The sequence below is a fragment of the Pseudomonas sp. TE31087 genome, from assembly GCF_057284075.1.
This window is the reverse complement of the sequence record NZ_JBXVNN010000001.1, coordinates 2,846,074-2,870,000: the sequence shown is the minus strand read 5'-3', so window position 1 is coordinate 2,870,000 and position 23,927 is coordinate 2,846,074. Positions and strand designations below refer to the sequence as shown.

Below are 23,927 nucleotides of genomic sequence, written 5' to 3'. Positions count from 1 at the left end.
AAACCATGCACCGAAGCTACGGGTATCACCTTTGGTGATGCGGTAGAGGAGCGTTCTGTAAGCCTGTGAAGGTGAGTTGAGAAGCTTGCTGGAGGTATCAGAAGTGCGAATGCTGACATGAGTAACGACAATGCGAGTGAAAAACTCGCACGCCGAAAGACCAAGGTTTCCTGCGCAACGTTAATCGACGCAGGGTTAGTCGGTCCCTAAGGCGAGGCTGAAAAGCGTAGTCGATGGAAAACAGGTTAATATTCCTGTACTTCCAGTTATTGCGATGGAGGGACGGAGAAGGCTAGGCCAGCTTGGCGTTGGTTGTCCAAGTTTAAGGTGGTAGGCTGAGATCTTAGGCAAATCCGGGATCTCAAGGCCGAGAGCTGATGACGAGTGCTCATTAGAGCGCGAAGTGGTTGATGCCATGCTTCCAAGAAAAGCTCCTAAGCTTCAGATAACTGGGAACCGTACCCCAAACCGACACAGGTGGTTAGGTAGAGAATACCAAGGCGCTTGAGAGAACTCGGGTGAAGGAACTAGGCAAAATGGCACCGTAACTTCGGGAGAAGGTGCGCCGGTGAGGGTGAAGCACTTGCTGCGTAAGCCCACGCCGGTCGAAGATACCAGGCCGCTGCGACTGTTTATTAAAAACACAGCACTCTGCAAACACGAAAGTGGACGTATAGGGTGTGACGCCTGCCCGGTGCCGGAAGGTTAATTGATGGGGTTAGCGCAAGCGAAGCTCTTGATCGAAGCCCCGGTAAACGGCGGCCGTAACTATAACGGTCCTAAGGTAGCGAAATTCCTTGTCGGGTAAGTTCCGACCTGCACGAATGGCGTAACGATGGCGGCGCTGTCTCCACCCGAGACTCAGTGAAATTGAAATCGCTGTGAAGATGCAGTGTATCCGCGGCTAGACGGAAAGACCCCGTGAACCTTTACTATAGCTTTGCACTGGACTTTGAGCTTGCTTGTGTAGGATAGGTGGGAGGCTTTGAAGTGGGGACGCCAGTTCTCATGGAGCCATCCTTGAAATACCACCCTGGCAACCTTGAGGTTCTAACTCAGGTCCGTTATCCGGATCGAGGACAGTGTATGGTGGGTAGTTTGACTGGGGCGGTCTCCTCCCAAAGAGTAACGGAGGAGTACGAAGGTGCGCTCAGACCGGTCGGAAATCGGTCGTAGAGTATAAAGGCAAAAGCGCGCTTGACTGCGAGACACACACGTCGAGCAGGTACGAAAGTAGGTCTTAGTGATCCGGTGGTTCTGTATGGAAGGGCCATCGCTCAACGGATAAAAGGTACTCCGGGGATAACAGGCTGATACCGCCCAAGAGTTCATATCGACGGCGGTGTTTGGCACCTCGATGTCGGCTCATCACATCCTGGGGCTGAAGCCGGTCCCAAGGGTATGGCTGTTCGCCATTTAAAGTGGTACGCGAGCTGGGTTTAGAACGTCGTGAGACAGTTCGGTCCCTATCTGCCGTGGACGTTTGAGATTTGAGAGGGGCTGCTCCTAGTACGAGAGGACCGGAGTGGACGAACCTCTGGTGTTCCGGTTGTCACGCCAGTGGCATTGCCGGGTAGCTATGTTCGGAAGAGATAACCGCTGAAAGCATCTAAGCGGGAAACTTGCCTCAAGATGAGATCTCACTGGAGCCTTGAGCTCCCTGAAGGGCCGTCGAAGACTACGACGTTGATAGGTTGGGTGTGTAAGCGCTGTGAGGCGTTGAGCTAACCAATACTAATTGCCCGTGAGGCTTGACCATATAACACCCAAGCAATTTGCAAAGCGCAGATTGCGGTGGTGAAGACGAAAGAACCGAAAGTTCGCGACAAACCACAAAGATCACATATCCGAATTGGCTGGAGTATCCATCTGGATGTTCTGGCAACAGAATTTCTTGACGACCATAGAGCATTGGAACCACCTGATCCCATCCCGAACTCAGCAGTGAAACGATGCATCGCCGATGGTAGTGTGGGGTTTCCCCATGTGAGAGTAGGTCATCGTCAAGATTCATTTCGCAAAACCCCTATCTGCACGAGCAGGTAGGGGTTTTGTCTTTTCCGCGTTCCCAAAGCCAACGCCGTCTCTACTGTTGAAACACACAACGTGGGAGCGGGCTTGCCCCGCGATTAGGCCAGCCCGGATAACATCCCAGCCTGCCTAGGGCGCTATCGCGGGGCAAGCCCGCTCCCACGCTATTCTGTTATTACAGCGGATCCGTTTGCTGACGATCATGCAAATATCCTTTGCTCATCGGCTACCTCACATCGGCTCGCCACAGGTGCGACAATATTGCCGTCACAATTACGTGACTTCCCCGTACCTACCCTGCGTCAAGGCTTAGGTTCGGGGCAATCCTGGCACCCGGACCGAGCGATGCCAGCGTACCGTGCTGCGCATTTCTGGACTTTCACCGTCCTATTACTTGAGGTTAGAAGCAAGATGGCCAAGGCCGCCGATGTCGTTGTGCAATGCCTGGAAAACGAAGGTGTCGAGTATGTGTTCGGCATTCCCGGTGAGGAAAACCTCGACCTGCTCGAGTCCCTGCGCAAGTCGAAGATCAAGCTGGTACTGACCCGCCACGAGCAATCCGCGGGCTTCATGGCCGCCACCTACGGCCGCCTGACCGGCAAGACCGGCGTCAGCCTGTCGACCCTCGGCCCTGGCGCGACCAACCTGGTGACCGCCAGCGCCTACGCCTACCTGGGCGGCATGCCGATGATGATGATCACCGGCCAGAAGCCGATCAAGAAGTCCAAGCAAGGCCGTTTCCAGATCATCGACGTGTGCGGCATGATGGACCCCATCACCAAGTACACCCACCAGTTCGCCTCGGCCGACAACATCCCTGCGCGCATGCGTGAAGCCTTCCGCCTGGCCGAAGAAGAGAAGCCGGGCGCCGTGCACCTGGAGCTGCCGGAAGACATCGCCGCCGAGCAGACCGATGCGCTGCCGATCCCGCGCAGCCTGCACCGTCGCCCGCTGGCCGAACACGTGGCCATCGAAGCCGCCGTGCAGAAACTGCAGAACGCCCGCAACCCGATCCTGGTGATCGGCGCCGGCGCCAACCGCAAGATGACCGCCAAGGTCCTCAAGCAACTGATCGACAAGACCGGCATCCCGTTCATCACCACCCAGATGGGTAAAGGTGTGGTCGATGAGCGCCACCCGCGCTTCCTGGGCAACGCCGCGCTGTCGTCCGGTGACTTCGTGCACCGCGCCGTCGAAGCCGCCGACCTGATCGTCAACATCGGCCACGACGTGATCGAGAAGCCGCCGTTCTTCATGGTCCGTGGCGGTACCGAAGTGATCCACGTCAGCTTCCGTTCGGCCGAGGTGGATGCCGTGTACTTCCCACAGGTGGAAGTGATCGGCGACATCGCCAACGCCGTGTGGCAGATCAGCGAAGCGCTGACCGACACCAGCCACTGGGACTTCACCCGCCTGATGGCCATCCGTGAAGCGAACGAAGCGCAGATCGCCGAAGGCGCCGATGACGACCGCTTCCCGGTCTACCCGCAGCGCATGGTCGCCGACATCCGTCGCGCCCTGCCGTCCGAAGGCATCGTTGCCCTGGACAACGGCATCTACAAGATCTGGTTCGCCCGCAACTACAAGGCCCACAAGCCCAACACCGTGCTGCTGGACAACGCCCTGGCGACCATGGGCGCCGGCCTGCCATCGGCAATGGCCTCGCACCTGGTGTACCCGGATCGCCCGGTCATCTCGGTATGCGGCGACGGTGGCTTCATGATGAACAGCCAGGAGCTGGAAACCGCGGTACGTCTGGGCATGCACATCACCGTGGTGATCCTGCGTGACGACGGCTACGGCATGATCCGCTGGAAGCAGGCCAACATGGGCTTCACCGATTTCGGCCTGGACTACGGCAACCCGGACTTCGTCAAATACGCCGAAGCCTACGGTGCCAATGGCCACCGCGTGGAAAGCGCCGAAGGCTTCCTGCCGCTGCTCGAGCACTGCATCAAGACCCCAGGCGTGCACGTGATCGACTGCCCGGTGGACTACAGCGAGAACGACCGCATCCTCAACAGCGAGCTGCGTGAGCGCGCGCTGGCGGTCTAAACGCTGACGACCCATCGCGGGACAAGCCCGCTCCCACGCTATCCGTTCCCACTGCGCTAATACAGGCCTGTGGGAACGGGGGCGTGGGAGCGGGCTTGCCCCGCGATAGCGTCAGTTCAGACAACGACACACACAGCACCACCATACACATCTACCCATCCCCACCTCCCTGCTCTCGGCATGCTCAGGCTCTTCACCTACCCTGAGAACCCGAAACCATCACCATCAGATCAACGCAAAATCTCCTGCGCCCATGTCGTTGAGCCGCCCTTTGGCATCGATCTTGGAAACACCCGCATACAAAGATGAATGACAGACAGGAATGCACTTGGCTGTGCGAAATTGTACCGGGCGGGCGCCTATTACGACGCGGTAAGCCTGATGAAGTACAACCGCGACCTGAGTGCCCATTCAGGGCTCTACCTCGCCGGGGAGTCTTTCTCTGTCGATGCCGGTTGGACCGAGCCGTGTCTGCGTACTGCCATCGACACCGTGATCAACCTCTGCAACAACACCGGCGCACGTTTCAAGGGGGGCTTCAGCCTGGAGCACTATCCGCATTATCAGGTACCTCGACAGGCGCTTTGAAACAACTTTGTAGGAGTGCTCCTCCTGGTATTTTCGCAATCTCCCTCAGTTCCAGAGGATTCCGCTGACTGTCGTCCCTTATGCCATGCCCGTTCTACTGGCGGCCTTCCACAACAACCAGAACAGGAAGCCGCCATGCAGGAACACACCACTCCCGTCAGCCCCGTACGCATTGCCGTCATCCAGTACGATCCGCAGGTCGGCCTGGACCATTGCGATGGCAACCTGAGCCGTGGCTTGGCCCTGGCCCGCCGCGCCGCGCGTGAAGGGGCGAACCTGATCGTGCTGCCGGAGCTGGCCAACACCGGCTACACCTTCAACTCCCGCGCCGAGGCCTATGCCCACGCCGAGTCGCTTGAGGATGGGCGATGTCTGCAGGCCTGGGCGGAGTTCGCCCGTGAGCAGCAGGTGTATCTGGCCGCAGGCTTCGCCGAGCGTGACGGCCTCAAGCTCTACGACAGCGCCGTGCTGTTCGGCCCGCAGGGGCGGCTCGGGCATTACCGCAAGGCGCACCTGTGGAACCAGGAAAAGCTCTGGTTCACGCCAGGGGACCTGGGCTTCCCGGTGTTCGAAACGCCCATCGGCCGCATCGGCCTGCTGATCTGCTGGGACATCTGGTTCCCGGAGGTGCCACGGCTCATGGCGGCGCAGGGCGCCGACATCATCTGCAGCCTGAACAACTGGGTCTGGACACCGCCGCCGCTGTTCGACGAGGCCGGGCGCTGCATGGCCTCGTACCTGACAATGACCGCGGCCCACGTCAACAATGTCTACATCGCCGCCGCCAATCGCATCGGTCGCGAACGGGGCGGGCGCTTCCTCGGTTGGTTCGCTGATTGCCGGCACCAACGGCTGGCCTATCGGCGAGGTGGCCAATGCCGAGGAGGAGTGCGTCCTCTATGCCGACGTCGACCTCAGCGCCGCCCGCTCGGCGCCGATCTGGAACAGCCTCAACGACCTGCCGCGTGACCGGCGCACCGACCTATACGACGCCACCCTGGGTTATCGGCTGCATGCGCCGATGCCACGTTGAGGAGGCGTCATGGAACAGCGCCTTTCCTTAACGCGGCAACGGTCGTCGTCGCTGATTCTCCTGGGCCTTGCGCTGCTTTGCGTTGCCAGCCTGATGTTGGGTGGATGGCCCGATTATGCGCAGCTCGTCGCAACCCTCGACCAGCCACTGAGCAGGTTGCGTTGGATTGTCGGTGATATCAGCGAGGTCGCCTTCTACAAGCACGAATTGCCGGCACTGGGGCTGCTGCTGGGGGCGAGCCTCGCGCATTGGGCCCAGCAGCGCGGGTATCGCTGGCAAGGCTTTGCCATCTGCTACGGCACCGGGCTGTGGCCCTGGCTGATCATCAGCTCGTTACTTGGTCTGCTGCTCAGCCACGCCTTGTGGGGCTGGACGCTGGACGGTGGTGCCTGGCAGCCGACCTTCGTCGCCTTCGTCTCGTTGCCGGCGGCCATGGTCCTGCTGTTTGGCGGCGGTTGGCGCGTCACGATCAATGGCGCGCTGCTCGGTGCCGTGCTGGTGACGCCCGCCAGCCTGCTTCTGGTCAACTACCTGTGCTACCCGCTGCAGTTGCCGGTGGTGATCGGCAATGTCAGTGGCATGGCCCTGGCCAGTGTACTGGCGTTCCTGCTGTGCAAGCGCTTCCCGGCGCTGGTTCGCGATGGGCAGCGTCCTGAGGTCGTAGCGACAGCCAGCAAGCCGGACTATGGCGTGGTCTGGACCCTGCGTCGGGTACTGGCCGATTTCAGCGAAGCGCCGTTCTTCGGCAATGAACTGGCCAGCCTCGGCTTGCTGTTGGGTGTATTGCTGGCTTATGTATTGGCCCCGGCGGCGCTGGCCTACGGCTCGCAACTGGTGCTGCAGATGGTCGCCGGGCAGGCATTGGCATCGCTGGTCGGTGTGCTGTTCTGGCGGCGGCAATGGCAAGAACGGGGCTGGTATCCGACCTATATTCCTATCGTTTCGATCGTACCAGCCGCCGTGCTGACACTGGGCGGCAGTTGGCAGGTGATCGTCGCCAGCGCCGTGCTCGGCGCGCTGATCGCGCCACCGCTTGCCGTGGCCATCAGCCAGCGCTTGCCGGGCTACATGCACGGCTATATCGGCAATGTCCTGTCCATGGCCATCAGCACCCTGGGCATCGTGCCCCTGGTCGGCCTGCTTGCGGGAGGTAACCCATGACAGCACCACGTGTTTCGATCGCCAGCCTGGGCGGCACGGTCAGTATGCAATCCGAGGGGCCGGGGCAGGGGGTGACACCCCGACTCGATTGCGCGGCATTGTTGGTGTCCCTGCCGCAACTGCAGGCACTGGCGCAGATCAGCACCGCCACGTTGTGCCTGGTGCCGAGCGCCTCGCTGGCGTTCAGCGACATGCTGAACGCGCTGGCCTGGGCAAGCGCGCAAGTGCAAGCGGGGGCCCAGGCCGTGGTCCTCACCCAAGGCACCGATACGCTGGAGGAGACCGCGTATTTCCTCGACCTGCTGTGGCCCCATGACACCCCGCTGATCATGACCGGCGCCATGCGTTCGGCCAGCCAACCGGGCGCGGATGGTCCGGCGAACCTGCTGGCGGCAGTGCAGGTGGCGATAGCCGATGGTAGCCGGGGGCGGGGCGTGCTGGTGGTGATCAACGACCAGATCCACCAAGCCGCACGGGTACGCAAGACTGCCAGCCTGGCAATGGCGGCCTTCGAGTCGCCCGGCGCAGGGGCGATAGGGGAGGTCGTGGAGGGCCGCCCAATTTATCGCCAGGCTGCCACGCCAAGGTGGGTGTTGCCCCTGCCGGTGCAGGTGGATCACCAGGTCGTCCTGCTGGAGGCCTGTCTCGATGCCGATACGAGGCTGCTGCAAGCCCTCGGTGGCCTGGGCTATTCAGGGCTGGTGGTCGCCGGCTTTGGCGCAGGCCATGTTTCCGAAGCCTGGGCCGAGGCGTTGGGGAGCATCGCCGGCAACATGCCGGTGATCATCGCTTCCCGCACCGGCAATGGCCCGACAGCCCTGGGGACCTACGGATTCATCGGCAGCGAGATCGACCTGCAGGACCGGGGCCTGCACATGGCCGGCTGGCTCTGCCCGCGCAAGTGCCGACTCTTGCTGTGGCTGCTGATCGGCACCGGGCGGCAGGCCGACCTGGCGCACTGGCTGCAGCAATAGCCCGATGCCCGTTCCCTTGATGGGAGCGGGCAGGCGTTGCCTGTGCTAGGGTGCACGCAAATTTCCGCCCCAGGACACCCGCCCATGCTCCCCGCGCTCAGCGAAAAAGAACTCCACCGCCTCGAAGACCTGCTGATCACCTACGGCAACGACTATTCGGTGCTCAACCTCGCCGAGCTCAACGGTTTCTTCACCGCTCTGGCCAGCTCCCCTAGCAAGGTCAATCCCGAGCAATGGCTACCCTCTGTCGCTGGTGGCAAGGTGCCGAAGTTCAAGAAGCCCGCCCATGAAGAGGCCTACACCGCGTTGATGCTGCGTTACGCCAGCCAGGTGGCGCAAGAGCTGGCCGATGACATTGAGCACTTCGAACCGCTGTTCGAGGAGAGCGAAGGCGAAGAGGGCACGACGATCATTCTTGAGGAGTGGTGCTTCGGCTACATGCGCGGTACCCAGGTGGCCGAGTGGAGCGAGCTGCCGCCGGAGCAGGATCGTCTGCTCAAGGCCATTTCCCTGCATGGGCTGGAAGACAATTTCGAGCTGCTCGACTCGATGAGCTTCGATGAGCATCAGGCTTGTGTGCCGTTGGTGGTCGAGGCGGCGCGGGGGTTGTATCAGTACCAGAAACAGCACCGTCATTGAGATTGTAAGCGCGGGCGGGTGGGAGCGGCGATGCGGCGACCCGACTTGCCCCCGCAATCGTGATTATTCCACCTGTCGAAATACTGGATTGCTCCCGGCACTGATTCTGCTGTCGGGCGATCCAGTGCAGCATGTCCTCCAGCAGCGCCACTCCCGGCGCTGATCCGGAGCCCCGCACATGCCAAGCCCGATCAAGCTGTACAACTTCCCCAAGTCCGGCCACGCCCACCGCATCGAGCTGATGCTGTCGCTGCTCGAACTGCCCACCGAACTGGTCTTCGTCGACCTGGCCAAGGGCGAGCACAAGCAACCCGAGTTCCTCGCCATCAACCCCTTCGGCCAAGTGCCGGTGATCGATGACAATGGCATCGTCATCGCCGATTCCAACGCCATCCTGGTCTATCTGGCCAAGGCCTACGGCGGTGAGCGCTGGTTGCCTGCGGATCCGGTCGGTGCCGCCCGTGTGCAGCGCTGGTTGTCGGTGGCGGCGGGTCCCCTGGCCTTCGGCCCGGCGGCGGCGCGCCTGGTGACGGTGTTCGGTGCCTCGTTCAACACCGACGAAGTCATCGGCCGCGCCCACACCCTGCTCAAGGTGATCGACGCCGAACTGGCCAAGGGCCCGTTCCTGGTCGGTAGCCAGGCGACCATCGCCGATATCGCCAATTACTCGTACATCGCCCACGCGCCGGAAGGCAATGTGTCGCTGGAGCCGTACCCCAACGTGCGCGCCTGGCTGGCCCGTATCGAGGCGCTGCCGGGCTTCGTGCCGATGCCACGTACGGTCATCGGTTTGCAGACCACGCTCTGACTCCCGAGGGATGCCGCCATGCAATCGCCCTGGCATGCAGGTGAAAAACAGCTGCAGGAGCACGTCGGTGTTGCAGAGCGCATGGAGGCGTTCGGGCAGAAGGTCATTCGTGACTTCATGCCCGACCAGCATCGCACGTTCTACCAGCAGCTGCCGTTCATGGTGGCCGGTGCCGTGGACGCCGCAGGCAAACCCTGGGCATCGCTGCTCGAAGGCCCGGAAGGCTTCGTCAGCTCGCCCGATCCACGGCAACTTTTGATCGGCGCCGATCTCGCCAGCGACGATCCTGCCACGCCGGGGTTGGTGGCGGGGGGGGCCATTGGCCTGCTGGGGATCGAGCTGCACACGCGGCGGCGCAATCGCCTCAATGGCCTGATCCGCAGGGCCAGCGCCGGCCAACTGGAGGTGGTGGTCGAGCAATCGTTCGGCAACTGCCCGCAGTACATCCAGCTGCGCGAGTACACCCGTGTCGACGAGCCGCCGCAGGGGCGCCGGAATTCAACGGCACTGGATGCCGCGACCCGCGCCATCATCGAAAGCGCCGACACCTTCTTTGTCGCCAGCTACGTCGATCAGGACGCTGGCCAGCGCTCGGTGGACGTCTCCCATCGCGGTGGCCGGCCCGGTTTCGTCAGGGTCGAGGGCAATCGCCTGACCATTCCCGACTATGCCGGCAACCTGCATTTCAATACCCTCGGTAATCTGCTGGTCAACCCGGTCGCCGGCCTGTTGTTCGTCGACTTCACCACGGGCGATGTGCTGCAGGTTTCCGGGCGTACCGAGGTGATTCTCGACAGCCCCCTGATCAGCGCCTTCGAAGGCGCCGAGCGGATCTGGACCCTGGACATCGAGCAGGTGGTGCTGCGCCGGGCTGCCGTATCGCTGCGCTGGGCCTTCCAGGAATACGCACCCACCAGCCTGATGACCGGCACCTGGCGCGAGGCCGAGCAGCGCCTGCAACAGCGCGAACGGCAGCGCCAATGGCTGACCTGGAGGGTACTGCACATCGAGCAGGAGAGTCGCGATATCCGCTCGTTCCATCTGCAACCGGAGGATGGCGCCGCAGTGGCCTTCGCCCCTGGCCAGCATATTCCCGTGCGTTTGCGCATCGATGGGGAGGCGCCGCTGATCCGTACCTATAGCCTGTCCAGCGCGCCGTCCGATGGCTTCCTGCGCATCAGCGTCAAGGCGCAGGGGCCGGCGTCACGCTATCTGCACCAACAGGTGAAGGTCGGCGATCGGCTGGAGGTGCGCCAGCCCATGGGCAGCTTCACCCTGGATCAGCAGAGCGACCGGCCCCTTGTGCTGATCGGCGCGGGCGTCGGCATCACCCCGTTGATCGCCATGCTCCGCGAGCAATTGGCCAAGGGGCAGGGGCGGCGAATCCATCTGTTCCATGGCGGGCGCACACTGGCCGACCTGCCGTTCCAGCAGGAGCTTGCCGCGCTCCAGCAAAACGCCAATGGCTTGCTGAGCATCCATCGTGCCCTGAGCCAGCCCGAGCCCTCGGCCGTGCAGGGGCATGACTACCAATTCGCCAGCCGCCTGGGCATCGGGCAGATCAAGGCCACGTTGGCATTGGACGACTATGACTTCTACCTCTGCGGCCCGACCAGCTTCACCCAGGATCTGTACGAAGGCCTGCGCGGCGTGCATGTGCCCGACGCCCGCATCCATGCCGAAGCCTTCGGCCCCTCGACTCTGCGCCGCCACACCGACGACAACCAGCCGACGCTGCAACAGCCCCCTCCCGCCAGCGAGCCGGTGCCGGTGTACTTCGCCAGCTCCGCCAAGGAAGCGCGTTGGGCGCCGGACAGCGGCACGCTGCTGGAACTGGCGGAAAGCCGTGGCCTGTCGCCGGACTTCAGTTGCCGAGGAGGCTCCTGCGGTACCTGCAAGACCAAACTGGTCAGCGGCCAGGTCCACTACCCGAACCCGCCCGCCGAATTGCCCGAGCCCGGCAGCGTGCTGATCTGCTGCGCCATCCCCGCCCAGGCCGAGGACGGCGTGCAGCCCCTGGTACTGGAGCTCTAGCGTGACCACGGCGATAATCGCCCCACGACAACGCGTGGGGCGCGGCATGGACCAGATCCACCTGATGAAAGTGTTCGTGGCCGTGGGCGAGCTGGAAAGCTTCGCCGCCGCCGCCCGTCGCCTGGCCATCTCGCCGGCGGCGGTGACCCGCGCCGTCAGCGCCCTGGAGGAACAACTCGGGGTCAAGCTGTTGCTGCGCACCACCCGTAGTGTGCGCCTGACCGAGGCCGGCGGGCGCTACCTGGAAGATACCCGGCATATCCTCGCCAGCATCGTCGAGGCCAACGAAGCCGCCGCCGGCATCAACGCCGCGCCCAAGGGCGACCTGGCGGTGACCGCACCGATCCTGTTCGGCAAGAAGTTCGTCATGCCGTGCATCGTCCGTTACCTGCAGCAGTACCCCGAGGTGGATGTGTCGGCGTACTTTCTCGACCGCGTGGTGAACCTGGTGGAGGAGGGCATGGATGTGGCGGTGCGTATCGGCCAGTTGCCCGACTCGGGCCTCAAGGCGTTGCGCGTGGGCAGGATGCGCCGATTGCTGTGCGCCTCGCCCGAATACCTCGAACGCCACGGCACACCGCGCCATCCCTCGGAATTGCAGAAGCACGAAGTCATCGCCGCCGGGACCCTGTCACCGCGCACCGACTGGCGCTTTGGCGCCATCGACGACCCGACGCTGATCCGCATGAAGCCGCGCCTGACCGTGACCAGCAACGACGCCGCCATCGCCGCGGCCAGCGCCGGGCTCGGGATCGCACGGCTGCTGTCGTACCAGGTGGCGGACGAAGTGGCGGCCGGGCGCTTGCGGGTGATCCTGGCTGAATACGAGGAAGCGCCGTGGCCGATCCATATCCTGCATCGGGAGAGCAAATATGGCTCGACCAAGGTGCGGACCTTTATCGATATGTTGGCCGAGCATTTGCGCAGCCAGGCACATCTGGCTTGATTCCGGAACCTGGGGCTGCTGCGCAGCCCTTTCGCGACACAAGGCCGCTCCTACAGACGACCGCGCCCCCCTGTAGGAGATCACACAGCCTTCCGGGCTGCGCTGTCGCGCAGGGAACAAGGTTCCAGCGTGGGAGCGGGCTTGCCCCGCGATCACCGGCGAAGCCGGTGCCAAACGCCGCATCGCGGGGCAAGCCCGCTCCCACGCTGCCCCAGTCAAATCAAAGAATTATGTTTTGTTCCATGAGAGCTGCCTTGTGTCGCGAAAGGGGCGCAAAAGCGCCCCCAGCAATCAAGACCTCGAAAGCGCGGCACACTCCGCCAGCACCCTCAACCCGCCCATCACCTCCGGCGTAATCACCCGCCCCAGGCACACCCGCAACCCAGTGCCACACTCCCCATCGGCAAAGAACATCCCGCTGGCGCCGACATTGCAGCCACGCTCCGCCGCAAGCCGTTGCAGCGCCAGCATGTCCGTCCCTTCCGGCAATTCGACCCAATGGATAAACCCGCCCTGCGGCGCCACATACCGTGTCCCCGCCGGAAACACCGACTGCACCAGCGTCGCCATCACCTCGGTCTGCGCTACCAGCCGCCCGCGCAGCTTCGCGCAGTGCTCGTCCATGTACCCCCGCCCGATAAACTCATCCAGCACCCGCTGCGCCAGGCTCGACACCGCCAGGTTACGCGAAAACATCTGGGCCAGGATCGCATCCCGGTACCGTCCGGCCACGCACCAGCCCACCCGGTACCCCGGCGCCACGGTCTTGGAGAACGACGAGCAATAGATCGTCTGCCCGGTCTCGTCGTAGTGCTTGATCGCCTTGGGTCGCTGCGCCTCGTCCACCAGGTCGAAGAAGATATCGTCCTCGATGATCGGCACATCCGTCGCCTGCGCCAGCTGTGACAGCCGTGCCCGCGCCGCGTCGGGCATGATGAAGCCCCGTGGGTTCTGCAGCGTCGGGTTGAGGAACACCACATCGACCTTGCCGCGCTTGAGGGCCCATTCCAGGTGCTCGAGGTCCATGCCGTTGTCGGCGTGGGTGCGGATGGGCAGGGCGCGCATCCCCAGGCGTTCGATGGTCTGCAGGATGCCGTAGTAGGTGGGCGTTTCGATGGCCACCGTGGCCCCCGGCCGGGCGACGGCTTCGAGGGCCAGCTCCAGGGCCACGGTGTCGCCCGAGGTCACCAGGATATCGTCCGGCCCGCAGGCCACGCCGCGTTGCAGCATCAGCCCGGCGATGCGTCGGCGCAGCGAGGCCAGGCCGGGTGGGGCGATCAGCCCGGCCAGCGCCAGATCGGCCTTGCTCGCCAGGGAGGCCAGGCATCTGCTCAGCAGAACCTGGGGCGCCAGTTCGTCATGCAGCACCGCCGAGCTCAGCGAAAGCGTGGTGTTGCTGGCCGCCTGGGCAAGCATGGCGACCACCGCGTGGTCTACGTTGACGGTGACGCTGGCCAGGTCGAACCCCTGCACCTGGGCCGCGCCCTTGGCGACGAAATAGCCCACCCGTGGCGTGGCCTGCACATAGGCATTGGCCTCCAGCTCCGCCAGTGCCCGTTGCACGGTGGCGATGCTGCTGTCGAACAGCCGCGCCAGTTCACGCACCGAAGGCAATTGCATGCCGCTGGGCCATTCGCCGCTGTCGATCTGGCGCAGCAGCCAGGCGTTGACGGTGTGCCAGCGTTTGTCGGGCTTGGAAATGCGGTCCATGAGGGCTCTTTGTCGAGTCAGGTTCAGGCCCCGGAAAGGTAGAGCAAAACTACGCCGGTTGCAGCCACGATGACGATGTTCAACACGACCAGGGTAAAGCCGAAGCGGATCAGCCCGTGCTCCTCGGTGCGGTTGGCACCGGCCAGCCCGATAATCAGTGACAGGATCGACAACGATCCCAGCGCGCCGTGCCCGGCGGCACTGTTGGCCATGGCGGCCAGCCAGGCACCATGGCTGTCGGACAGTGCCGCGATGGCGGGCATCACCAGGGTGGTGCCGCCGACGTTGGAGCTGGTGACATAGCCGGCCAGCCCTGCCAGCAACGACACCGTCGCGGCCAGCGATACGCCGGACAGCGACTGCAAGGCCCGTTGCGCCTCGACCAGGAAGCCGGCCTTGACCATCACCTGCGACAGCAGCAGGAACAGGAAGATCGTCGCCACCGGGAACCGCGCCCGGGTGACCAACGCCTGCCATGGGAAGCCCGCGCCTTGGCGCCCAACCATCATCAGCACCACCAGCAGCAAGGCCAGCCCCGGCGAAGCCAGTGGCTTCCACGCCACATTGGCGCCGTGCACCACCCACCCGCCGTCCCAGCCCGAGACCAGGAACAGCCCACGCGAGGCGACGATCACCCCGAGCAACGCCAGGTACGGCCATGCCGCCCGCGGCCAGTGCACCAACGTTCCTCGCCGTGCCCAGGACAGTCCCAGGCCTGTGCAGGCCACCGCCAGCCCGGCCAGCACGCCCGAAGCCTCGGGCCCGATCCAGCGGTTGACCGTATACAGCACTGTGCTGAACAGCAGCGAGATCACCGCCAGCCCTAGCCATGCCTTGAGACTGCGGATCCCCGCCAAGGCCAGTGCCACGGCGGCCAGGCAGAGAAACACCGGTGCGCTGACCAGCGCCGAATGGCTGCCCAGTTCCTGCGCCGGTAAATGAGCCAACAGAGCGCCGATCACCGTGGCCAGCCCGAGGGTGCCCCACGGCATCACCACCATCCCCGCCAACGCCATTTTCATGCCTGTCTGGCGCGAAAACAGCCCCATCAGCAATGGCACCGTGGCGATCAGCGACACCCCGAACCCGGTCATCGCCTCCAGCAGCGGCGCCAGGCCCAGGACGATGAAGATCACCTGCATCGGTGGCGTCCAGCCCAGTTCCCGTACCCAGGCCCCGATAGCCTGCGGGGCGCCGGCGCGCTCGACCAGAATGGCAAACGCCAGGCCCGGGACGATCACGCCGGCGGTGCTGAGAAACAGGATCAGCGTGTCTTGCAGGATCGCGCCGGACACCGCCGTCGACAGCGGCTGCGCGGCGCCTAGCCCCCACAGCAGCAGGACACCGGCCACGCCGGCCAGCGCGGCCTGCACGGGCGGGCGGCGCAGCAGCAGGATCAGGGCGATCACCAGGCCAATGGGGGACATTTGCAGCAGCAGGGCAGCCATGATGCGGGTTCCTTTAGCCATCCGGGGGAGTGTGGAAGGGATGGTGGAGGGAAGGGAGAGACCGCAATAGATACAGGGGGTGGGGGTTTTTCAATACAGCCCCGGGGCTTGTGGCGTTGGAGCCACCTGTTCGCACCTCCTCTCACGCCAATGCCTGGATTTCTGGGCGCTGACTGCGATATTGGCCGTTAATGCCTGCAATCCGAGGCATTACTTGGATCGGGCATTCTGGTCACATTCCGCAGGTTTTGACCGTACTGCTTGCACGTAGCGTGGTTATCTGGCCAAACCTGCCAGCACTTTCTCCAGTTTCACCACTGCCTCTTTCATCTCAGCGGGCGTCAGTGCCGCAAACCCCATCAACAAGCCGGCATCGTTCCTCGGCACCGCGTACAAGCTGCCCAGCCCCAACAGATCGATGCCCACCCCGCGTGCTGCCCTGACCACGGCGTCTTCAGACAGGCCCTGCACGAAATGGCAGGGCATCTGCAGCCCGCCGGCGGGCACCTGCGGCACGAGAAACGCCCCCAGGTGCCTGCGCAGCAGATCCGCCAGCACATCCCGCCGCTCGGCATAGAGCGCGCGCATGGCCCGCACATGGGCGTTGAAGTGCCCGCCCTCCATGAACCGGGCCAGGGTCAGCTGGGCGATGGAGGCGTTATGCCCGTCCTGCAATGTACGGGCGGCGGTCATCGGTGCGACGAGCTGGGGCGGTAGCAGCAGGTAGCCGATGCGCAGGCCGGCGAACAGCGACTTGGTGAACGTGCCGATGTACAGCGTGCGGTTGTGTGGGTCCAGGCCCTGCACGCAGGCGGTGGGGCGGCCGGCGTAGTGGAACTCGCTGTCGTAGTCGTCCTCGATGATCCAGGCGCGTTGCTGGCGGGCCCATTCGATCGCCAACAGGCGCCGGTCCAGCGCCAGGGTCGCGCCGGTCGGGTATTGGTGCGAAGGGGTGAGGAACACCGCCCGGGCATCCGGCGCCAGCCGGGCCATGGCGTCCACCTGCAGGCCATGCTCGTCCACCGGGACCGGCACGCATGCCAGGCCGGCGGCGGTGACAGCCTTGCGGGTGCCCTGGTACAGCGGGTCCTCGACCAGCACCTGGTCGCCTGCGTCCATGAGCACCTGGGCGCACAGACCAAGGGCCTGCTGCGAGCTGGTGAGGATCAGGATGCGCTCGGCGGATGCCTGGGCCCCGCGCTCGAGGTTGAGGTAGTCGGCGATTGCCCTGCGCAACGGGGCCATGCCCTGCGGCTCGCTGTGTTCCAGCGCCCGCGTGCCGTATTCCTTGTACACCTGTCGTTCCAGCTTCTCCCAGATGGCCAGGGGGAAATGCCGGGTTTCGGCCACGCCCGGAGCGAAGGGGCGGGGCGACTGGAAGTTGTGGACGCCACCGCTGTGCAACACCGCTTCACCTCGGCGGCTCAACTGCACGGGGGCTTCGGTGTGTGCCGGATGCTGGCGCTTGCGCGATGGCAGGCAGCGGGCCCGTTGCGACACGAAGCTGCCACTGCCCACGCGCCGCTCGATAAAGCCCTCGGCGTGCAACTGGCTGTAGGCCGACTCCACGGTATCTCGCGAGACGCCCAGGGACTGGGCCAGCGGACGCGAGGCGGGCAGCGCCTTGCCCACCGGCAGTGCGCCGTCGAGGATCAGCTGGCGGATCGCCCGTTGAATGCGCACATGCAAGGCCAGCGCGCTATGGGCGGGGTCGTTGATCCAGGCTTTCACCGATTCCAGTTGCGCGTGTTTGAACATTGGCCTGATTCCCTGGCTGATGGACCTGATTAATGGCTGCCAATGCCGGGGCCGCTTCGCGCCCCTTTCGCGGCACAAGGCCGCTCCTACAAGGGACCGCGCCCTCCTGTAGGAGCGGCCTTGCGCCGCGAAAGGGCTGCAAAGCAGCCCCGGCAATCCCAAGCCTTACGCCCTTCCAGAACCCTAAAATGGTCTGGATATTCACGACTAATTGGCAGGTAAAAACCAACCATTTATCCGCTATAAAACCCAAGCCCGCAAGCAACCACCAAGGAAGGCAAGCGCTACGGGCAGGCCGGCCCCCTCACTCATCCACACTGCGTTGCCCAAAAAGGGGTTCCACCAATGACCACCACCCAACTACCTGTCTTCATCCGCGAAGTGAAGCAAACCGACCTCCAGCCCTGGCTCGACTACTGGTCGCAATACCAGGCCTTCTACCAGGTAGACCTGGGCCCAGCCATCACCGAGCGCACCTGGGCCCGCTTCTTCGACCCAGCCGAGCCCATGCACTGCGCCGTGGCCACCGACGGCGAACAGCTCTTCGGCTTCGTCCACTATGTGTTCCACCGCTCGACCTGGGGGCGCAACGACTTCTGCTACCTAGAAGACCTGTTCGTGTGTCCAAGCGCCCGGGGACGGATGCTCGGCAAGCAACTGATCGAGTACGTCCAGGACCAGGCCCGGCAGCAGCAGTGCGACCGCCTGTACTGGCATACCCAGGAGACCAATCGGACTGCGCAGCGGTTGTATGACTGGATTGCCGAGAAGCCGGGGGTGATCGAGTATCGGATGCCGCTGGATGTCGCTTACTAAGTCCATTATGAGCAGGTGAGGGCGTGGGAGCGGGCTTGCCCCGCGAAGGATGGCACCGGCTTCGCGGTGTAACCCCCTGCGGCGTGGCGCCGCTCGCACGCCTCATTCATCAGAAATTGTCCTCGGACACTTTCTTAAGACGCACTCGGTGCTCAGTGGCGAAGGAAGCGGGGGAGGACATCGGCACATCCTGGAACACCTCATCAAGCAAACCCAGATGCCACAGCGCGATCATGTAGCTGCGCATCTCAACAGTAGGTGTACCTGCCTCGATTTTAGCGAGCGTGGTGATGGACAACCCGGATTGGGCGGCTAGATCTTTCTGGCGAATTTTTCGCTCAAGACGCCTGGTTCTGGCCAGAAGCCCTATTTTCATTAGCCTGTCGGCGCATGCCAACGGAAAAACATTCATTGTAAAGCCTGCCTTGGCAGTTCTTATGAGTGGTAAGAGTTACTACAGCAGCTCTTATCACTCATAAAATTCCGGAGCTTGTGAGGTTGGTACCTGCTTACTTTCAAGACTTGCGATGCATGGCACCGGCTGCGCCGGTGTTCGCGGGCAAGCCCGCTCCCACAGCTTTTTGCGCAACCTGCTTGTCCCGCGATGTGATGGCTAGCGCTGAGATTGCAGGGCGGTCCAACGCAGCGCTGTTCGATTGATGTCCTCCTGCAACACGCTCAAGTCATCCAGCACTTGCTCCAACTCAATGCAGACCCCATAGAACATGCCAGCAGCGCGCATCGCTTCGAAGTCAGTGCGTAACCGCTCCAGGTTGTCACCCGAGGGAATCAGCTTGAGCTCACCTTCCAGGCAGCGCTGGTACTGGGTGGTCTGGCTTCGGTAGAAAGTGTTCTTCAAATCGATCACATCACTCAGCAAGGCCATGTCAGTCTTGGCGGTTTTGCCACAGGCGTGACGCGCCAACATGGCCAGGTCGTACCAATGCCGGGAGTAGCGGTTGATTCCCTCCGGTAGCAGCCGGTTGCATGCGGCATGGATCAGCGTGGCTTTCTCCCAGAAGGTTCGTTCTGCGGCCAGCACCACGACCTCGGCTTGTGGAAAATCCACTGCCGGTATCATCGAGGCGATATCCGGGCGAATGGTGAATATCGAATTGGGGTCAATGATATTCCGCCCGCCGAACTCGATCAGCACGTGATCCCGAAGGTATTCACCGCCAACGCTGACACGAGAGGGGTATTGCACCTCCAACTGTTCACCGTCGCAGCTCAGGTTGATCGAACATTCATCAGCACAGGGCAAGGCACTCAGCTGACGCTGGAGATAGGGTCTGATCACGTTGTGGGTATGGCGCTTCACGTCTTCCCGCAGACTGTCGCCAAAGCGGCTTCGGAAGCGCGTTCCTTGTTTGAGCAGTTCGGTTATGGGCCAGTCAGGGGCAAGGCTACGGTAATCGACGGTGATATCGACATCCTCGGAAAACCGATTTATCACCGAATAGGCCTTGGATAACGAAGTACCGCCCTTGAACGCCATGGGCAGGCGATCCGGCATGCTGAACAGTTGGCCAAGCAGAAAGGTCAGCCAGATATCCTTTTCCAGAATGGCGGCGGAGCGATTGGAGGCCGCGGCGGCGGCCTCGAGGATTTCACGTTGGGCTGTTGCGGGAAGATTCAGGTAGCAATCGTTCATGGAGCATCCCTTGCGTGTTACGGAGCACCTCTCGCATCCATGCAGGCATCCGACTGGACAGTAATCTGGAGATTTCCGCCGTGCTGAGCCGAGCCAGAATGGCTTCGGCTGTGGCCACGTTCAGCTTGCTCTTGCCGATGTAAAACAGCGCACACAATGCCAAGCCCACTTGGGTGCCGGCCCATTGCAGTTTGTCGGGTGAGACATGCCGCAGATGGACAACCGCGTCCCCGACCCGGATATCGCGGGTGGTGCCGCTGGTGTAGTAGGTGGGGCGTACCTGCATCTGTGTGCTGAGCCTGAACAGACGAACCGCCTCCGAGCCATGGACCTGGATGGTTTCACCCCTGGCCTTGGCGATGACCATCATCACCGTCGTGGGGCTGGGCCGTACCTTGCCCACATAGGGGCTTACTTTCGGTCGCATGTACACCCCACGCGCGACCCGCTCCAACGTACCCGCCTGGACGAGGCGGGACAGCGCCTTGTCCACCGACGCCCGCGACCCCGCCTCGATAAAGCGATCGATCGTGAACGGCGTGCCTTTGGGCAGGTATTTGATGTGGCTGGCAATTGATTCCGCTACGGACACGGAGACCTCCATCGTAGTCAGAAAAAATTTAATAGTTTCTGACATAGGAATGTACGCTAGATCTTAATTTTAGCTGTGTCCAAGCAGAAAACGTAAGTAGATGATGCGGATCGCAGAGAGCGCTATTTCCCAGGCCGCTATAGCCCCCTGTAGGAGCGGCCTTGTGCCGCGAAAGGGCCGCAAAGCGGCCCCGGCACTATGTGCTCAGTTCTGAGATTCTGGGGCCGCTACGCAGCCCTTTCGCGGCACAAGGTGAACTGGCCTAATGATTTTGGACACCTTCATCGGGCGCTATGATGGCGCCCAATTGGAGGCAAAATCAGTGCGTAAATCTTATTCAAGAGAATACAAAGTCCAAGCTGCCGAAATGGTGCTGGATGGTGGGCAGTCAGTTCCTGAGGTCTGTGCAGCCCTTGGGCTGGGCCCTACCGCGCTTCGCCGCTGGGTTGATCAGGTGCGTGAAGAGAGAGCCGGTAAGGTTCCTGCTGGAGCCAAAGCGATCACACCCGAGCAGCAACGAATTGAAGAACTCGAAGCGCTGGTTCGGCAAAAGGATCGGGATATCGAAATCCTAAAAAAGGCCAGTGCTCTCCTGCTTCGGGACTCCAAAGATCGTTCTCGCTGATCAACGAGCTGAGTGAGCAATACCCTGTTGTCGACTGCTGCCGCGTGCTTGGGGTTAAGCGCAGCAGTTTCTATGCGTGGCGCAAACGGCAAGGACGTGAAAACCCGGCAAGAGATGCGCTACGCCTGCTGGTAATCAAGCACTTCAACGCATCGCGAAGTGCTTCTGGCTCGCGAACCCTGGCGCAGGAATTGCGGCACGAAGGCCATGAAATAGGACGATACAAGGTGCGTGCGCTAATGCGTGAAGCTGGCCTGAAGTGCAAACAGCGCAGGCCGCACCGCTATCGGTCATCAGGGGCAGAAGCGTTGATCGCCGAGAATCAGCTGAAGCGCAATTTCAAGGTTTCGGCGATCAATGAGGTTTGGTGTGGCGATGTGACCTATATCCAGGTTGGCAGGCGCTGGCTGTACCTAGCCGCCGTGATTGACCTCTATGCCCGTCGCGTAGTGGGTTGGGCATTCTCGATGATTGCAGATGCCAACTTAGCTTGTAACGCCCTGCGCATGGCCGCTGAATCGCGGGGTAGGCCGGCGGGCGTAATGTTTCATTCAGACCAGGGCTGTCAGTACACCAGCCATAAATTCAGAGCCGCGCTCGATGAGTACAACTTGAACCAGAGCATGAGCCATCGAGGCCAATGCTGGGATAACGCTGCCATGGAGCGATTCTTCGGAGCATTGAAATCAGAATGGGTGCCGGCAGAGGGTTACGAGACCGAAGCGCAGGCACGAGTGGATATCCAGGCTTATCTGATGCGCTACAACCTCAAGCGCCTCCACAGCTACAACGGCTATGAAACGCCAGTAGCCATGGAGGAAAAGCTCAAGGCAGCGGCATGAACCTTAACCGGTGTCCAAAATTACTTGACCAGTTCAAGGCCGCTCCTACAAAGATCGCGCAAGGCTTGAGGTTAAATCGGAACTGTTCCGTGACATTGGGCCGCAATACACACGGGGATCTTCAATCCCCCACCCCATGCAACCGCAACGCCCGCTGCGCACATTCCTTCCAGCTCAACTTGCGCCGCTCGGGCACCACCACGGGCTTCTCCGCTGCCATCACCACCGGCATATCCCGCATTCGTACCCACGGTTCACTCTGCCAATACAACAGACTCGCCGTATGCCCACCCGGCCAGCACATCCTGCCCAGGCGCGGCAGGTCTTCCAGCGCCGAGTCCTGCCCATCGCGCAGCACCGCCACCACCTCATGGGTCAACCAGTGGCGCAGGTGGCGGTTTTCCGGAATGTGGTGATGAGCCAGCAGGGTATAGGCACCGGACTCGCTGACCATGGTGGTCTCGCTGTACTGGCCGTAGCGCAGCAACTGCACGGTGCGATGCTGGTCCGGGTCAAGTTTGCGGATGCAGTGTTCGTCGAAGAAGCGCCCGGTCATCCGGCCGAGTTCGTGGGCGCAGAACCAGGCTTCGGATTCGAGCCAGAGGGTGTGGAGAGGGCGGTTGTGGCGGGTGAAGAGGGTGGAATCGTGGAGGTCAGTCATGGCTGGCCTCCTGGATCCTGAGCGGGTAGGACCCATATGTGGACGGTGCGTATACGCGAGTCTCGATAGGCATTTCCTTTACCTCTACGTGATTACCAGCTTTCTTAGGGCTGGGTGTCGGGAGTTAAGAAACCCACGTAGAGGCCGGACGTATTCCCCTTTCGGGTCTTGTATTGGTCCACTCCCGACATAACACGTTTTTTGCGCGCGCAGGATTAGACCACAGGCACAAAAAAACCGCATCTGTCGGGAGCGGAACGACCGCTACGTGAGGCGTTTCTTAGGCGCCATCGGCACGTTAGGTGAGAACGATGGCACTGGTCAACTCTGGATGTTGTGGGAGCTTTCCTATTTTTTGATCTGGTGGCTGGCTGGTGGCAGAGGCTTGTTCGAATGCTTCGAGAGTCTTATGATGGCTAAATGCTTTCTTGGTCGTATCTGTGTATAAATTGCTAGGGAACGGTATGAAAATAATAACGCTATATAACCATAAAGGTGGTGTCTCAAAAACCACTACTACTTTTAATGTGGCAACTTTTCTAGCTGACTCTGGAAAAAAAGTTCTGATGGTGGATGCTGATCCACAGTGTAACTTGACTGAGATATCACTGGCTCGTTTGATTGAGCAGCTTGATGCTAAAGCTGAAAGATCAGAGGCTGATGAGGTTTCGGAACTTCCTGGCACAAGCATTTTGGAAGCTTTAAATCAGCGCATTAAGGGTGATGCGGCATTCATTGATATTAAAAAGGTAAAAACTGTAGAGATATCTTCTAATCTCCATCTGATTAGGGGGTCTGTTGACCTTAGCTCTATCGAGGATGATTTGGCTGAAGCGCATGTTCAAAGAATGAGCATGCGAACGAATCTTATGCGTACATATGTATCGATCGGGGATTTTTTAGTAAGACTTGCCAAGAAAGAGAAGTTTGATTTTATATTCATTGATGTTGGTCCTAGTTCAGGGGCGTTGACGAGAGCGTTTTTCTTGGCGTGTGATGCTTACTTTATCCCTGTTGCACCTGATCGGTTTAATGTTCAAGCAATCGGTACTCTTTCGCATATTCTTCAGCGTTGGATCCGGGAGCATGATCAAGTGATCTCTCAGTATGAGGAACTTGATATGCCGATACGCCCAGGTAAGCCAGCATTTCTGGGGGCTGTTGTGCAAGCATTTAAAAAATACGCCGGTGAAGCTAAACCAGGATTTAAGCTTTGGATGCGCCGACTTCCATTGGAGATTGATGGAAAGCTAAGGCCAATATATGCTGATGGGGCTGAATCTCTTTACCTTCCTACTCAAAGGTATAAGACCGCTAAACATTCAATTTCTGTTGAGATTCCAGACTTCAATCAGTTGGCTCCTCTCATGCAAGAGGTTGGAAAGGCTGTTTTTAATATTAGTCAAGCAGATACTGCTTTGATTACAAAAAGTGGTGAGTCCTGGAAAGGTAATAACTGGACTGGGGCTCAGAAACGCATGACTACCTACAGAGGTCTTTTTGAAAAGATGTCTGTTATGATTAATAAATTCGATGCCTCTAAGCCATGACT

18 protein-coding genes, 2 rRNA genes and 2 pseudogenes (1 of these 22 running past the window's edge) are annotated in these 23,927 nt (G+C 61.3%); 15 read left to right on the top strand and 7 right to left on the bottom strand.

The features are described from left to right. The 11 genes and pseudogenes from ACZ899_RS12895 to ACZ899_RS12845 form a co-directional block, all read left to right on the top strand. Positions 1–1,759: ribosomal RNA gene (locus ACZ899_RS12895) — 23S ribosomal RNA — on the top strand; it begins 1,135 nt to the left of the window's first position. A gap of 134 nt (positions 1,760–1,893) precedes the next feature. Then, positions 1,894–2,009, top strand: a 5S ribosomal RNA gene (gene rrf / locus ACZ899_RS12890). Between the two features lie 433 nt (positions 2,010–2,442). Continuing rightward, on the top strand, positions 2,443–4,086 hold the full coding sequence (locus ACZ899_RS12885) for an acetolactate synthase large subunit (protein ID WP_028692242.1): 1,644 nt from the start codon (positions 2,443–2,445) through the stop codon (positions 4,084–4,086). Positions 4,087–4,362: 276 nt separating this feature from the next. Then, positions 4,363–4,674, top strand: a pseudogene (locus tag ACZ899_RS12880) (FAD-dependent oxidoreductase); the annotation flags it as partial. A gap of 135 nt (positions 4,675–4,809) precedes the next feature. Continuing rightward, positions 4,810–5,707: pseudogene (locus ACZ899_RS12875) on the top strand (nitrilase family protein). 93 nt (positions 5,708–5,800) lie between these two features. Then, positions 5,801–6,868 carry a hypothetical protein gene (locus ACZ899_RS12870; RefSeq protein ID WP_234563076.1) on the top strand — a complete coding sequence of 356 codons (1,068 nt, stop codon included), beginning with the start codon at positions 5,801–5,803 and terminating at the stop codon, positions 6,866–6,868. Beyond that, positions 6,865–7,842: an asparaginase gene (locus tag ACZ899_RS12865; protein WP_234563072.1), complete on the top strand. Its 978-nt coding sequence runs from the start codon at positions 6,865–6,867 to the stop codon at positions 7,840–7,842. The genes ACZ899_RS12870 and ACZ899_RS12865 overlap by 4 nt, the downstream gene beginning before the upstream one ends. An 84-nt stretch (positions 7,843–7,926) precedes the next feature. Next, positions 7,927–8,481: a UPF0149 family protein gene (locus ACZ899_RS12860; RefSeq protein WP_234563073.1), complete on the top strand. Its 555-nt coding sequence runs from the start codon at positions 7,927–7,929 to the stop codon at positions 8,479–8,481. A gap of 178 nt (positions 8,482–8,659) precedes the next feature. After that, positions 8,660–9,289, top strand: coding sequence for a glutathione S-transferase family protein (locus tag ACZ899_RS12855; protein WP_234563074.1), 630 nt, complete (start codon positions 8,660–8,662; stop codon positions 9,287–9,289). Positions 9,290–9,307: 18 nt separating this feature from the next. Further along, positions 9,308–11,323, top strand: a complete 2,016-nt coding sequence (locus ACZ899_RS12850) for a pyridoxamine 5'-phosphate oxidase family protein (RefSeq protein ID WP_234563075.1) — start codon at positions 9,308–9,310, stop codon at positions 11,321–11,323. A gap of 46 nt (positions 11,324–11,369) precedes the next feature. Then, the gene (locus tag ACZ899_RS12845) at positions 11,370–12,269 is read left to right on the top strand and encodes a LysR family transcriptional regulator (RefSeq protein WP_234563077.1); all 900 of its coding nucleotides are present in this window, start codon (positions 11,370–11,372) and stop codon (positions 12,267–12,269) included. Between the two features lie 291 nt (positions 12,270–12,560). On the opposite strand, the gene ACZ899_RS12840 is transcribed toward ACZ899_RS12845, so the two are convergent. The 3 genes from ACZ899_RS12840 to pdxR form a co-directional block, all read right to left on the bottom strand. Continuing rightward, on the bottom strand, positions 12,561–13,979 hold the full coding sequence (locus ACZ899_RS12840; RefSeq protein ID WP_234563096.1) for an aminotransferase-like domain-containing protein: 1,419 nt from the start codon (positions 13,977–13,979) through the stop codon (positions 12,561–12,563). Positions 13,980–14,002: 23 nt separating this feature from the next. Further along, positions 14,003–15,427 (bottom strand): L-lactate permease, encoded by a 1,425-nt coding sequence (locus ACZ899_RS12835; RefSeq protein WP_234563095.1) that lies wholly within the window; start codon positions 15,425–15,427, stop codon positions 14,003–14,005. Positions 15,428–15,703: 276 nt separating this feature from the next. Beyond that, on the bottom strand, positions 15,704–17,185 hold the full coding sequence (gene pdxR, locus ACZ899_RS12830; protein ID WP_234563094.1) for a MocR-like pyridoxine biosynthesis transcription factor PdxR: 1,482 nt from the start codon (positions 17,183–17,185) through the stop codon (positions 15,704–15,706). 345 nt (positions 17,186–17,530) lie between these two features. Here pdxR and ACZ899_RS12825 point away from each other — a divergent pair, with 345 nt between their 5' ends. Beyond that, positions 17,531–18,001 (top strand): GNAT family N-acetyltransferase, encoded by a 471-nt coding sequence (locus ACZ899_RS12825; RefSeq protein ID WP_234563093.1) that lies wholly within the window; start codon positions 17,531–17,533, stop codon positions 17,999–18,001. Positions 18,002–18,110: 109 nt separating this feature from the next. On the opposite strand, the gene ACZ899_RS12820 is transcribed toward ACZ899_RS12825, so the two are convergent. The 3 genes from ACZ899_RS12820 to ACZ899_RS12810 all read right to left on the bottom strand — a co-directional run bounded on the left by ACZ899_RS12820 (position 18,111) and on the right by ACZ899_RS12810 (position 20,247). Further along, complete coding sequence (locus ACZ899_RS12820) at positions 18,111–18,413, bottom strand: helix-turn-helix domain-containing protein (RefSeq protein ID WP_213659915.1); 303 nt, start codon at positions 18,411–18,413, stop codon at positions 18,111–18,113. A 201-nt stretch (positions 18,414–18,614) separates the two neighbouring features. Continuing rightward, the gene (locus ACZ899_RS12815; RefSeq protein WP_234563092.1) at positions 18,615–19,655 is read right to left on the bottom strand and encodes a nucleotidyl transferase AbiEii/AbiGii toxin family protein; all 1,041 of its coding nucleotides are present in this window, start codon (positions 19,653–19,655) and stop codon (positions 18,615–18,617) included. Then, on the bottom strand, positions 19,612–20,247 hold the full coding sequence (locus ACZ899_RS12810; RefSeq protein ID WP_234563091.1) for a DUF6088 family protein: 636 nt from the start codon (positions 20,245–20,247) through the stop codon (positions 19,612–19,614). Before ACZ899_RS12810 ends, ACZ899_RS12815 begins: the two co-directional genes overlap by 44 nt. Positions 20,248–20,512: 265 nt before the next feature. Between ACZ899_RS12810 and ACZ899_RS12805 the strand changes: the two genes are divergently transcribed. Together ACZ899_RS12805 and ACZ899_RS12800 are read left to right on the top strand one after the other, a co-directional pair. Continuing rightward, the gene (locus tag ACZ899_RS12805) at positions 20,513–20,872 is read left to right on the top strand and encodes a transposase (protein WP_075043813.1); all 360 of its coding nucleotides are present in this window, start codon (positions 20,513–20,515) and stop codon (positions 20,870–20,872) included. Then, complete coding sequence (locus tag ACZ899_RS12800) at positions 20,869–21,714, top strand: IS3 family transposase (RefSeq protein ID WP_324256565.1); 846 nt, start codon at positions 20,869–20,871, stop codon at positions 21,712–21,714. Before ACZ899_RS12805 ends, ACZ899_RS12800 begins: the two co-directional genes overlap by 4 nt. 121 nt (positions 21,715–21,835) lie before the next feature. Here ACZ899_RS12800 and ACZ899_RS12795 read toward each other — a convergent pair whose 3' ends face one another. Further along, entirely contained in the window at positions 21,836–22,375 is a 540-nt protein-coding gene (locus ACZ899_RS12795; RefSeq protein ID WP_234560854.1) for a BRO-N domain-containing protein, read from the bottom strand. Between the two features lie 464 nt (positions 22,376–22,839). On the opposite strand from ACZ899_RS12795, the gene ACZ899_RS12790 reads away from it, so the two are divergent. Further along, a complete protein-coding gene (locus ACZ899_RS12790) occupies positions 22,840–23,925 on the top strand; it encodes a ParA family protein (protein WP_234560853.1) in 1,086 nt (361 codons plus the stop codon). Positions 23,926–23,927: the final 2 nt, after the last annotated feature.

Excerpts from the sequence above, each read along its gene's own strand:
- ACZ899_RS12790 (WP_234560853.1), top strand. The coding sequence starts at position 22,840 with ATGAAAATAATAACGCTATATAACCATAAAGGTGGTGTCTCAAAAACC.
- ACZ899_RS12845 (WP_234563077.1), top strand. The coding sequence starts at position 11,370 with ATGGACCAGATCCACCTGATGAAAGTGTTCGTGGCCGTGGGCGAGCTG.
- ACZ899_RS12855 (WP_234563074.1), top strand. The coding sequence starts at position 8,660 with ATGCCAAGCCCGATCAAGCTGTACAACTTCCCCAAGTCCGGCCACGCC.
- pdxR (WP_234563094.1), bottom strand. The coding sequence starts at position 17,185 with ATGTTCAAACACGCGCAACTGGAATCGGTGAAAGCCTGGATCAACGAC.
- ACZ899_RS12860 (WP_234563073.1), top strand. The coding sequence starts at position 7,927 with ATGCTCCCCGCGCTCAGCGAAAAAGAACTCCACCGCCTCGAAGACCTG.
- ACZ899_RS12795 (WP_234560854.1), bottom strand. The coding sequence starts at position 22,375 with ATGACTGACCTCCACGATTCCACCCTCTTCACCCGCCACAACCGCCCT.
- ACZ899_RS12820 (WP_213659915.1), bottom strand. The coding sequence starts at position 18,413 with ATGAATGTTTTTCCGTTGGCATGCGCCGACAGGCTAATGAAAATAGGG.
- ACZ899_RS12805 (WP_075043813.1), top strand. The coding sequence starts at position 20,513 with ATGATTTTGGACACCTTCATCGGGCGCTATGATGGCGCCCAATTGGAG.
- ACZ899_RS12850 (WP_234563075.1), top strand. The coding sequence starts at position 9,308 with ATGCAATCGCCCTGGCATGCAGGTGAAAAACAGCTGCAGGAGCACGTC.
- ACZ899_RS12815 (WP_234563092.1), bottom strand. The coding sequence starts at position 19,655 with ATGAACGATTGCTACCTGAATCTTCCCGCAACAGCCCAACGTGAAATC.
- ACZ899_RS12825 (WP_234563093.1), top strand. The coding sequence starts at position 17,531 with ATGACCACCACCCAACTACCTGTCTTCATCCGCGAAGTGAAGCAAACC.
- ACZ899_RS12870 (WP_234563076.1), top strand. The coding sequence starts at position 5,801 with ATGTTGGGTGGATGGCCCGATTATGCGCAGCTCGTCGCAACCCTCGAC.
- ACZ899_RS12885 (WP_028692242.1), top strand. The coding sequence starts at position 2,443 with ATGGCCAAGGCCGCCGATGTCGTTGTGCAATGCCTGGAAAACGAAGGT.
- ACZ899_RS12865 (WP_234563072.1), top strand. The coding sequence starts at position 6,865 with ATGACAGCACCACGTGTTTCGATCGCCAGCCTGGGCGGCACGGTCAGT.
- ACZ899_RS12835 (WP_234563095.1), bottom strand. The coding sequence starts at position 15,427 with ATGGCTGCCCTGCTGCTGCAAATGTCCCCCATTGGCCTGGTGATCGCC.
- ACZ899_RS12840 (WP_234563096.1), bottom strand. The coding sequence starts at position 13,979 with ATGGACCGCATTTCCAAGCCCGACAAACGCTGGCACACCGTCAACGCC.